The 12086-nt window shown below is 41.9% G+C and carries 9 protein-coding genes; 3 read left to right on the top strand and 6 right to left on the bottom strand.

Annotated elements, in window-relative coordinates:
* Positions 1–39: 39 nt before the first annotated feature.
* Entirely contained in the window at positions 40–1644 is a 1605-nt protein-coding gene (locus tag ACSVH6_RS04575; protein WP_438076028.1) for a helix-turn-helix domain-containing protein, read from the top strand.
* 28 nt (positions 1645–1672) lie between these two features.
* Here the strand turns inward: ACSVH6_RS04575 and ACSVH6_RS04570 are convergent, their stop codons facing one another.
* Together ACSVH6_RS04570 and ACSVH6_RS04565 are read right to left on the bottom strand one after the other, a co-directional pair.
* The gene (locus ACSVH6_RS04570; RefSeq protein ID WP_438076026.1) at positions 1673–3130 is read right to left on the bottom strand and encodes a T9SS type A sorting domain-containing protein; all 1458 of its coding nucleotides are present in this window, start codon (positions 3128–3130) and stop codon (positions 1673–1675) included.
* A gap of 5 nt (positions 3131–3135) precedes the next feature.
* A complete protein-coding gene (locus ACSVH6_RS04565) occupies positions 3136–8268 on the bottom strand; it encodes a PKD domain-containing protein (RefSeq protein WP_438076024.1) in 5133 nt (1710 codons plus the stop codon).
* 920 nt (positions 8269–9188) lie between these two features.
* On the opposite strand from ACSVH6_RS04565, the gene ACSVH6_RS04560 reads away from it, so the two are divergent.
* Positions 9189–9470 carry a hypothetical protein gene (locus tag ACSVH6_RS04560; RefSeq protein WP_438076023.1) on the top strand — a complete coding sequence of 94 codons (282 nt, stop codon included), beginning with the start codon at positions 9189–9191 and terminating at the stop codon, positions 9468–9470.
* Positions 9471–9566: 96 nt separating this feature from the next.
* Here ACSVH6_RS04560 and ACSVH6_RS04555 read toward each other — a convergent pair whose 3' ends face one another.
* Genes ACSVH6_RS04555 through ACSVH6_RS04540 form a run of 4 tightly spaced genes read right to left on the bottom strand, consistent with a single transcriptional unit; the run spans position 9567 to position 11164 of the window.
* On the bottom strand, positions 9567–9743 hold the full coding sequence (locus ACSVH6_RS04555; RefSeq protein ID WP_438076021.1) for a hypothetical protein: 177 nt from the start codon (positions 9741–9743) through the stop codon (positions 9567–9569).
* Entirely contained in the window at positions 9733–9969 is a 237-nt protein-coding gene (locus tag ACSVH6_RS04550) for a hypothetical protein (protein WP_438076020.1), read from the bottom strand. Before ACSVH6_RS04550 ends, ACSVH6_RS04555 begins: the two co-directional genes overlap by 11 nt.
* Positions 9970–9980: 11 nt before the next feature.
* A complete protein-coding gene (locus ACSVH6_RS04545; RefSeq protein ID WP_438076018.1) occupies positions 9981–10373 on the bottom strand; it encodes a DUF5675 family protein in 393 nt (130 codons plus the stop codon).
* A gap of 32 nt (positions 10374–10405) precedes the next feature.
* Positions 10406–11164: a hypothetical protein gene (locus ACSVH6_RS04540; protein WP_438076016.1), complete on the bottom strand. Its 759-nt coding sequence runs from the start codon at positions 11162–11164 to the stop codon at positions 10406–10408.
* A 267-nt stretch (positions 11165–11431) separates the two neighbouring features.
* On the opposite strand from ACSVH6_RS04540, the gene ACSVH6_RS04535 reads away from it, so the two are divergent.
* Entirely contained in the window at positions 11432–11638 is a 207-nt protein-coding gene (locus ACSVH6_RS04535; RefSeq protein WP_438076015.1) for a hypothetical protein, read from the top strand.
* Positions 11639–12086 lie beyond the last annotated feature (448 nt).

Raw genomic sequence — 12086 nt, 5'->3', positions numbered from 1 at the left:
TTTAGCTACAAGAATCAATCATCAATCACTGACGCTAAAATGCATCCGAATCAATACATCAGAAACTGTAAAATCATACTAATCGTTTGGAGTAGTTTCACGCACCTGAATACAGTAGCACAAACCCCTCCGCCGGCGGAAACACTAATACAGGAAGCCAAAGCAGCTAAAGACTACCGAAAAATGGCAAATACCTACAAGGCATTGCTGTACAGGGCAGACAAAAGCAAGTGCTTCCGCTATGCCGACAGCATGCTTACCTGTGCCGAAAAAACAAAAGACCCTGCCACAATCGGAGCGGCCTATCTTACCAAAGGAACGCTCTACTATAACCGGAAAGACAATAAAAAAGCCTTGGATAATTTTATCCTCGCCGACCGCTACATTGCTGCCACCGGGGACACCTATTTAAAGTACAAAACAAAATATACAATCGCCCAAATTAAAAACTACCTCGGGTTCTATGACGAAGCCATCGCACTGTTCAGGGAATGCGCCGGGTATTTTGAGGAAGAAAATGATCTCGCCTACCTCACTGCCTTACATTCGTTGGGACTGTGCTACAACAAAATCGGGCAATACGACAAATGTTCGTACTACAACGCATTGGGGATTCAGAAAGGAATGGAATTTAAAAACCGGGAAATGGAGCCCTATTTCAGGCACTCGGAAGGAATAAACCGCTTTTTCAGAAAGAAATACGCTTTGGCTATCCGCGAACTATCAGCCGTACTCCCGCTCATCAGACAGAAAAAGGATTTTGCCAATGAAACCGTGGCCCTGTTCTATCTCGGAAAAAGCCACGCGGCACTGGGTCAGAAACCCGAAGCGGTTGCATACTTCATAAAGGTAGACAAAGCCTTTACAACTCATCAGTACATCAGACCCGACGTAAGGGAGAATTACGAACTCTTAATCAACTACTACAAAAAGCAAAACAACCCGCAACAGCAGTTGTACTACATCAACCGGTTACTCAAAGTAGACAGCCTCCTCAACCAAAATTACAGGTACTTATCCCAAAGAATGTATAAGGAATACGATACCAAAAAATTGATTGCGGCAAAAAACGATATTGAACAGGCCATGACGGCAGGGAACAGGCTCCATTACACCATCATCCTGTCTCTTTTAGGAGCAGTAACAACATTAGGATTTCGTCACGTCAGAAATAAAAAACGCTACAAACAAAAATTTGATTCCCTGATGGAGCGTTCACAAAATAGCACAAAAGTGGAGCCTGCCAACCATAAGGTAACCCACATAGAAATCAATCCCAACCTCGAAGCGGCCATATTGCAAAACCTCATCAAATTTGAGAAAAACAAAAAGTACCTCGAAAAAGACATGACACTTTCCAGGCTGGCAGCACACCTGAAAACCAATTCCAAATACGCCTCCAAAATCGTTCTCAAGCACCGGGGCAAAAAATCAATCGAATACATCAGCGACCTGAAAATAGCACACATAGTGGAATTACTCAAAACGGAAAACAAATACCGCAACTACACTTACAAAGCCCTCGCCGAGGAAGTAGGCTTCGGCTCTACGCAAAATTTCACAAGGGTCTTCAAAGCACAAACCGGCATCTCCCCCTCCTATTTCATCCAGCAGATAAACAAAACAATAACTACCGGGAAATAAAAAAGGGCTGCTCACACAACCCTTTAATTTATTCTTTCACAAACTGCTTACTGACTATTATTTTACCGTTGTTTTGCAAAGACACGATATAACTACCCGCCGACAACAGGCTAATGGGTAAACTGCTGCTGAATGCCGCATTACCCAACGCCGGCAGGGTGTATACTGCTTTTCCGTTTAAATCGTAAACTACTATAGTGGTAATGCTTTCATAGCCTTTATAAGTTACTTGTAGTTGGTCGTGTGCCGGTATTGGGGTTATTACAAATGTGGTACTTAACTCAAACTGTGGCGCAGCCAAGCTGCATCCGGTTACCGAAATAGCTGTTGGTGCAGCTTGGGTAGTACTGTCAGTACCATTGCCCAACTCTCCGTAATAATTACTCCCCCAACTCCATAAAGAGCCGTCAGCACGCAAAGCGATAGTAAACTGATACCCGCAGGAAACACTAACCCAATTGGTAGCCGTACTGATTTGATAGGGAATATAACGATTGGTGGTAGTGCCGTCGCCCAACTGCCCTACATTATTCTTTCCCCATGCCCATAAAGTACCATCGGTTTTGATACCCATGGAAAAACTTAATCCTGCCGATACTTTACTCCATTCACCCGGTATTTGAAGAGGAACATCCGGAAACAATACATTGTTTGGGTCTTGTCCTGTTTGTCCGTAAGTCCATCCTCCAAACCCCCATAGCGTTCCATTGGTTTTTATAGCTAAAGCATGGTCAGTACCAAGTGTTATGCTATCCCAATCGGTGGCAGTATCTTTTTGGGTGGGAACACTCCAAACCGAAACACTGCTGTCTCCCAATAAAGCTGCAATATTACTCCCCCATCCCCATAAGGTACCGTTGGTTTTTATGGCAAAGGCAGAGCGAGACCCGCTGGCATCCACCTGTTTCCAATCGGTATCAGTACCTATTTGTACCGGTGTCGTCTGGTCACTACAGCAGGTATTGTTCCCCATTTGTCCGCCATCGTTTTGTCCCCATCCCCATAGCGTCCCATTAGTCTTGATGCCGTAAGAATTATAAGTTGAAGCGGCTATTTTGGCCCAATTGTTGGCACTACCTTGTTGTGATAAAGTAGCAATATAACTGCCTGATGTACCTAAGCCGAGTTGGCCAGTGTTATCATTTCCCGTAACCCAAAGTGTGCCATTGTCTTTGATAGCAAGCGTGGTTGCTCCGCTACAGGAAATAGACTGCCAATTGGCTGAAGTACCAATTTGTGTGGGTATCCAATGGTCAGTTCCTGTTCCGTCTCCCAACTGTCCTATATTACTTCCCCATCCCCAAAGTGTACCATCGCTTTTTATCCCCATACTGAACACATCTCCCGTAGCGATTTCATTCAAACATTGACCATTAAGACAATTAATCCCAAAAATGGTGGTTAAAACGAAAATCCTTACCGAACCCCTCTCCAAAAGAGAGGGTGTTGGTAAAGAAGCTAAACTAAATCTTCTTATTCTTTTCATAAGCATTATTTGGTATCTATGATTAATTTTTGTTTCCATTGGCTTCCGTTTGCATCCGTGACCATGACAATGTACACTCCTTTTGGATAACCTTGGGTATTGATTACCATACTGCCGGTAATACCAGTTATACTATAGGTTCCCATCGTTCTGCCCAATAAATCATATACCGTCACACTACTGTCGCTTGCAATATCGCTGTAGGTCATCGTTACACTATCACGTGCAGGGTTAGGAGCTAAAACAAAGATAGGATTTTTTCCTTCAATATTTGCTTTATTAGGTTTCGGTCCACACTCCGGTAAATGCAGTTCTAATTGTCGTTTACAAATTTTACCCGCAAAAACACCACTCAATTCAACGGTATAAGTCCCACCAGCAAAACTGGAAAGAGGAACCATTGTAATCGGAATAGAATAGCCAACAGTGCCCTCCATATAAAGGGCATTAGGTGACACTATCATAGAGTTACCTAACACTGTGATGGTCAAATCCCCTGCATTAGGCGATTGGATATTTAATATAACCGTATAAGTGCAAAATGGTTCGCTCGTCACTTCTTTTAATTCAAGATTCAACTGTGTAAATTGACATTCGTCACAACCATGGGTCGTAAAAGATAACGGACCGCTTGTAAGTTCACAATTACCCGAAGTAATGCTTAGGTTATAGGTGCCGTTACTCTCAGGTACATTAGTGATTGTATAGGGTAGTGTTAACCCGTCGTCACTTGACACGGTTTCGCCATTTTCCATCCATGCCCATCCCTCAAGGGTTTGCAACGGGCCTAATAATGTACCATTTTGGTCTATACGGCAAAAATCAACACAACCGGTTGGGAATACCCATATATAATCTTCCGGACTTTTAGGCACTTCTATTTGGGCAGTGCTACTGCAGCCTCCGTTAAGTGCGGTCACTCTGATAGGTCCTCCCTGAAGTACCGTAATTTCAGAACCGGTCCCACCGTTACTCCAATTAAAAAAAGCAGCATTGTTTGATGTTGCAGTGAGTACTGCATGGTAATAAGGCTGGTCAGGAGTAGCATTGGCACAATGAACTTCATAACTAATAATTGGTACATCCGGTGCCGGATTGGTGGTAAAAGTAAAATCCTCTTCTTTAAAGCAACCTTCTGTATTGGTAACTTTTACATGGGCTGTATAGGTCCCTTGCATATAAGCACTAAAACTAAGCGTGGTAGCATTACTTGTTGAGATATAAACTGGTCCGTTGGGTCCCAATAAGCTCCACTGTATGGTACTGGCATTAGTTTGGGCGGTTAGGGTAACAACATCGTTCAAACATACTGATGCGGGTCCGTAGATTTTAAGTGAAGGCACCGGCATAAAAGTAGGCGTAATGCGGTTAGGAGTATCGTAAACGCAATTCAAATTACTACGTACTTTTACCCAATAAAACCCGTTACTGCCTACTTGTATATTGGCGGCATTATTGGTGTTAGGAATTGGATCTTGTCCTTTCATCCAGATGTAGTTTTGTACATCACAGGCATCATTTTGTGGTAAATAGGACAAGGTAACCATTTGGCCTTTACAAACTGGAGTCTCGGGTACGGCTTTAATAGTACCGTTAAAACATTTTAACGGGATTACTGTGGTGCTGTCGGCCAAGGTCAAAGTACAACCTGAACTGTTAGTTACAGTCACTTTTACCGTTTTTGGACCTGAAGTTGGATAAGTTCTTTTTGGATTTGGTAGCGTATTTGTTGTTTCATTTGCAGTTTCCGGTTCAAATGTCCATAGATAACTATTAGCTCCTGTTAAAGCCGGTGTCAAAATGTAATTTACGGCACTATCATAACAACTGGCATTACTTGGTAGAGATATACTGGTAAATGGCGGTATGGTGCTAAGTTGTTGCGTCGTGAGAGTGGCTTCGCAAGCGCCAAAGGTAATACTGCCCATGCTGCCGCTAACAGTTATTTTGATATCATACGTACCTGAACCGACATTAGGGATAGTATTGCCTGTAACGGTCGTCCAGTTATTAGTTCCGTGTGGCGCATATTGGTATTGAATACTGCTACTGGTCAACCCTGCAAAATATTGTGTTGTATCCGTGAGATATAGGGTAAATCTATTATTGCCATCACAAATCGGGAGATAAGAAAAACTCGGTAGGTAAGGAACCGTTATTATTCTAACATTCGAAGTGAATTGGCAAACTTGATTATGTACATTTGTAAATCCTGCTTGATAATATGTTGAGTATTGCCCCGGTGCGGTAGGTACAAAGGTCGTAATACTGGAGTTTGCAAGTGATACATTAGGTCCAAAAATAAACCAAGTCCCACCGGTAAAATCTGGATTCGGTGAAGGTGTAATATTCTTTACTAAATGGATAAGATTCCCGGATCCACTACCACTTTCATCACAGGTTTGATAGGATTCGTTATCAATAGTAGGAGTCGGAGTATAATCACAAGCTACTGATCCCGTGCAATGTTGAAAAATAGTGATTCCGTTAGAGCTTTTGCTGCACCCCGAAGCATCAGTTGCAACAAAATAGTAATAGCCGAAACCTCCTACAGATGAATTTACCGTTAAGGTTGTTCCCGTACCTGCCGATCCTGTAATGGTCATATCTTGTCCAAAAGCAACATAGTGCCATTGAATTGTAGCACCTTGACTTGTAGTGGCGGTAAGCATAGCGTTAATCTCAGAAATTGTACAGAAAGACATAGTTGAAGAACTCAAACTGGCAATGGCAACAACTCCGGGTGCTATGGCAACATTGGTAGAAGCAGTACTTATAGAGGAGCAGCCATTGGGGTTAGTTACTGTTACGGTTACATGTGTGATTTGATTGACACCGGAAAGACCATAAGTATGTTGTTCGCCAGTAAGACTCCCGGGAACTGATAAACCATTTCCAAAATCCCAGGTAACTGTACCTGAAGTTATTGGCACGGTGGGTTCAGCAGTAAAAGTAACCGTTTGGTCAGTACAACTAATAGCCGATGTTGACGTTAAATTGAGAGTCGGTTCGGGATTAATTTTAATAGGAAGCTGGATAACATTAGGCGCCGAAGGCAAAGGTGTCGTTAAAGTACACTTTTTAATAACCACATATAAAGTGGCATCCGTTTGATCGAGAACATTATTCCAAAGTACTTTAATTTTATTTGTCCCCTGACCTTCTGTAATACTACCCAAAGTTGGGTCTGACAAACTCCAATTATAGCTTTCTCCCTCTGTATATAAAGTTAAAGGTCCCGAAATCAATTGATTTACTTGGTAGTCACCATAGGAGTTGGCACAAATTTGTTCCTCTGTAGCATTGTTAATTTTCGCTTTAATCTCTTGGCCAACGATGTTGTAAACCACAGGACCACTGGAACAGCCATTTAAGGTTGCCGTAACACTCAGCTGCGGATTAGTCGTTCCTGTAAATGAAACATTAACAGAAGGACCTGTACTGGGACCCAAAAAAACTCCATTCGTTATGGTCCAAGTATATACAATGTTAGAATCAGGTTGCACAATTGAATAGGTATAAGGTGCATTAGGACAAACCGGCACGTCAGTCGGAATACTGAAGGAAGTTGTTCCCGCGGCATTAACTGTTTCTACTACTGCAACAGGAGGTTGCGGCACAGGGTTTATTTTAATAATACGTTGAAATGCCGGACAAGAAGTTTTACTACCCGCTGTCAAGACATAAGTCCCCGGTTGGTTGAAGGTGTATGAAAAAGTAGTGCTCGACGATTTTTGTTTTACAATGGTTCCGCTGCTGTCAGTAAGTACCCAAGGTGTTGATATACCGGTTGCCGTGGTATAGTTTCCACTTGAACCCTGGCAAAGTTCAGTCGGACCGCTAATCTCTATAGGTGGACTTACAGTAAATTTGATTTCAGCAGCTCCACCGCAATGCAATAAAGTATTAACATATGTCGCACGCAAAGTAAATGTACCGTATTGGTGCGGATTAATAACTACTTCATTGCGTTGGTCAGTCGGAAATACATCAACCAAAATATTTCCGGTGGTATTTTCCACTACTTCCCAACGAAAATCCGTTGCAGGCCATTGAGGCAACTTATAAATAGCTTGCTGATCAATACACAAAGTCTTGTCGCCGACTATAGTGCCATGTGCCTGTATAACAGGTATCTTAATTGTAGTAGGCTGTAAACATTTTATAGTGCATTCTTCATTAGGATAAAAAGTGAGATATCCAAAACCCGAAGAATCAACCGTTGCCCAGGTTACAGTAGCTGCCCCTGTTGCCTGATTTATCGTTATTGGATTCGGAGAGACAGGAGTAACCATTTGGCCTGTTAGCAGGTCTAAATGGGGTTGTCCCCCATATACGAGCCATTCAAATTTATCACATACCTTTGATTCCTCAAATGGAAGTGAATAAGTAGCTGTCTGTCCTTCGCAAACCACTGTAGGGCAAGTGATATTAATAGCATCCGCCTCTATAACATGAACGGTTCGTACAAATTTACTTGTACAACCGCAGCCATTTGTAACTTGTAAAATAACATCATAATCACGCACTTCATTAAAGGAATGACTCGGACTAATGGCTGATGAATAACTCCCATCGCTAAAATCCCAATAAAATGAATCTTGCCCAGACGCATTTACAGGACTGGATGTATTTGTAAAATTAATAATCTGGTTGCGGCATACAGTATATGTCTTATTTTTAGGTTCAAATGGATAGACAATAAAACTGGCTTCCGGAACTTCCATTTTTTCAAAGCAAATAGATTTGGTTATGAGTTGACCGGTGTAGGTGGTTAATGTGAAAGTAATACTTGCGGCATTACCCGCAGCACCCCATTGTATGGTACAACTATCCCCCGAATAAACAATAATAGCTCCCCCTACAGCGGACCAAGTGGCATTAATCGGGACATTATTATTCCCTGTTAGGGTATAGGTTACGGTGCTGTTAGCACAGACTCTAACACATCTGCTATCACTTATTTCTGCTGCAAAAAGGTCCTTTGGGTCTCTGGTATCCTCAAAAAACTGACACCCGACTTCCCTGTCCCAATTTATAAATACCCCCGAGGCCTGACCGTGAGTACTGATAGAACCTAAAAGAAATACCCCGTACACTGCTGCAAAAAGTATTTTTTGAATTAATTTTTGTTTCATTTAGATTTTTGGTTTTAATAATTTGTTGTTTTTAAATGTTTCTTGTTTGTTGTAATTAGTAAAATAGTACTACAGCATAGCCACCTCCTTTCCGTTTAAAACGGTGTGTGACTTTCCCTTACCGTCAGCCTTGATGCGATTCGAAAACAATACTGGTAAAGAGAAAATAAAAGCCATACAAAATCAGTTTATTACGTTAATAATTCAAATAAATAGATAACAGTAGCAACGGCACAGGGAGTGCAGTGCGTTACTTTTAATGGCGTATAATAAAATCTCCTGTTGGCGGTTGCAGTACGGTATGAAACTCATCCAATCGGGAATCCCCAATCAAAATCAAGTAAGACAGTACATCCCTTTCAATGCGGTCCCTCCTTTCATCCAAAGGGATAAAGTCGAAGCTTTTGCAACTAGGGCAAAAACAAGGGCTGCAAATGGTTATATTTTGCCAAAAGCAAAAGCAAACCAACAGAATTCGGTAAAAAAACAAACTGATAAATTTTCGTGACCTCCGGCATAAGCGCACTCTCATTATAATCCACGCTGCATTACCTTGGGTTCAGGAAATGCCGATGATTATTGCACGAAAAAAATAAAACTACTTTGTGGTATTTTTAGTCTTATTTGCAACGAATATAATCAATATTCTGTAAGAAAAAATTTTTGAAACGATATTTAACATTTAAACAATGTAATCCGTATCGCATACAATAATTAAAAAAGTAATAGTTAACGTTAATTTTACATAGTACAACCTAAGAACCTGCCAAAATAGTTGCAGGCGTTACTATACATTGCCTCTTTCCCATTTCAACAACAACTAATCCCGTTTTGCATACTCAAAAGCAAAACAAAGAAATAACTATGCAAAAATTCAAAATTCACAACTCAATATTCAAAATTCATAACTCAAAGTTCATTTGTCTCCTCTCTCCCACTTCTACGCCAAAGCCTCAAACGATGACCTCAATCCAAGCCACATGAGCTTGTACCTCGCCTTGTTCCAAACTTGGAGCCTCAACCACTACCTGAATCCTGTTAGCATCAACCGCGAGGAAATCATGCGGCTAAGTAAAATCGCCTCTCCGGCTACCTACCACAAATGCATAAAGGAACTGCACAACAAAGGATACATAAAATACCTGCCTTCTTTCAATCCCCTCAAAGGCAGCCAGGTCCAACTGCTGGCAATCAAATCCTGAGGGACACTACCTTTCTTCTGTTTCCGACCTGATTCTACAGGGAAAACAAAATAAAAAAAACCCAAACCTTTCGGTTTGGGTTAAAAACAGTCACAACTATTTTTTGTGCTTCTTAAGGAACCATTTGAGTACAGTCGAAATGGTAAAACTAACTACGGCGCCAATTGCAGCCATAAGAGCGGTTTTGGCCAAATCTGCCGAAGAGATATTCGACAGCACACTCAAAAATGTTCCTCCAACAGTGCCATAGACGATAGAATGATTATTTCCCATTCTTCTTTGCAGTGGTTTTCGTCCCTGACTCTGTCGTCAGTTGGCTGACCGCCGTTACCACACCACCGGCCACAGCAACATAACCGCCTAGGGTCGTAACCAGTACAGGTAAGGCCACCGGAGCCGTTACTATGGCACCGCCTACGGCCACCAAAGCCAACCCTATGGTTCGAAGCACCCTGAAAAACCGAGGCGTTGGAGCTTTCGCTCTGTTTACTAAATTCATAATTAAAAGATTTAATGAATGGTTAATGTGACACTCTCGCCACGTTCAATCGCTGGGTAAGTCAACTGCTTAAGCTGTTGAAATGCCTTTACGGACTGTTGCCCACAACCGGGCCCCGAAAGTGTCGTTACAGGAGCGATACAACCTTGCAATTCACGTAAGGCACAATTAGCAGGATGAAACAGTATGTACCTTCTGTTCGGTACACCTACTACCTCTAAGTGCCATCGATACTTAGCGCTGTATCGCTTTACAATAAAATAGTTCCCCTCCGGTATACAGGAAACCCGCTGCTGGTTTTCCTGCCATGGCAGTTCAATGGTATAGCAAACTAACGTACCATCACATACAAGTATTCCGTTGGTACCATCGGGGAAATAAGTTCTGGTTAAAAATAAAACCATGTAGTAAATAAACTGATGTTACTCAGGTCGTGTTATACACCACTGTCAACAATAACAACTGACAACGGATTATAAGCTCCATTCTTCAAAGGATACATGCTTCCGTTGACCTCCTGATAGAACTCCACACCAACAACCATTAGAATTGGTTTAGTGCTGTTCGGAGTAACCACATTGGTATGCGTAACCAACACGGTCGGAGTAGCATCCCATGGAAGCACTACAGTTTCTGAGGTGCTGACCACAAAGGTTCCCGCCTCAAAATCCAACTCAGCGCCACCCGAAACAATTTTAAAATGAGTCGTACCGGAAGGCGCCGCAACCATCTCAATCGGAACGAATGGAGGAATCTCAAGTATGACATCCCCGGAAACACGATCAATGTTGCTGGTAAAAGGGGCATACAGACTGTTGCTCAGCTTACCGTTGCTGTTGAATTCAAATCCAACCAACAATTCGGTCTCGCCGTCAATTACATTGCGCTGTCCCCGATCACTGACCAAATCCGCTTTGATGACTTTCATCATCATCTGGGTCAAACGACCTACCATTCGGCTGTCGGAAGTATTCAGCAATAACGGGCGCAAAGCGGTACGAAGTACTTTTCCAGCCTTACCGGCCCTGCCAAATTCATAATTGTTTTCTCGGGTGCGCTGAAAAGCGGGGTCTGTGGCAATTCGGTTGCCTTCAATAGCGCTCTTCTCTTTTACAAGGTATCCATCCTTGGTTTTATAAAAAGTAATATCTCCGATAGTACCTTTAATTTTCAATATGCCTTTCTGTCTGGCCATGATTTCTAAAATTTAAATGTGAAATAATCGAAATGTTATGAGGTACATTTCATCAAACCTTGGAATCCGTTTTTTGATGCATCTGTAATCCGAATTACACTGCAAAGCTTGCAAACAACTCATATTCGGCAAAATAGCACGGACCAATAAGGACCAATAAGGCCTATCAGGTTTCATCTAATCCCATCTGAAATTTTAAAATGTAATATTTTATTTATATTTTTGAAATACCCAAAATAAGGGTGCAGGAGTAAACAAAGAAATTCGATGGCCAAACCTGAACCTAAAAGAATTTGCATTTACCCGAAAGACGTTCAAAAGATTACCGGAAGAGGATATCGATATTCTCGCTTATTGTTGGTAAAAGTCCGTCAGCATTATGAAAAACAGCCACACCACTTGGTAGCTGTGGAAGAATTTTGCCAATACACCGGACTGCAGCTGGAGCAGGTAATGCCTTTAATCGTCGGGTAAGGATAAACTCAACCTACGAGTCACCCATACACATGACCAGGGCAAACCTGTTCAAAAATTAAACAGCCAAAACACCAAACGATTCCTGTCTTTACAAAAGTTTCGCTATACACTAAGCCTACTCTCCTCCATAGGAAAGCCCTACTTAGTATATGAGTAGTATATCAAAACATGCATTATGTAAAATAGAAAAACAACTTTGAAACACAGTGCTGTTCCATCAGTTATGGTTTAAAAAATCAAAAGACATGGTGCAGCTTTGCCCTTCGACAGGCTCAGGGTGACAGTCGTGTTTTGAATTGTATTTGTGCTAAAAGCAACACAGTAGTATTTAAACCATTCACAATGAAACCTCCCCTTGTCAGTCTGAGCCTGTCGAAGACCTGCTTAGTACTGATGGTTATAAAAAAGCCCTTAGACAAGCTCAGGGTGATCCTGGAGTTTTGGA

Origin of the sequence: Flavobacterium sp. XGLA_31, from assembly GCF_051547105.1 — a bacterium.
Taxonomy (GTDB): Bacteria; Bacteroidota; Bacteroidia; order Flavobacteriales; family Flavobacteriaceae; genus Flavobacterium.
This window is presented reverse-complemented; position numbering and strand designations above follow the sequence as displayed.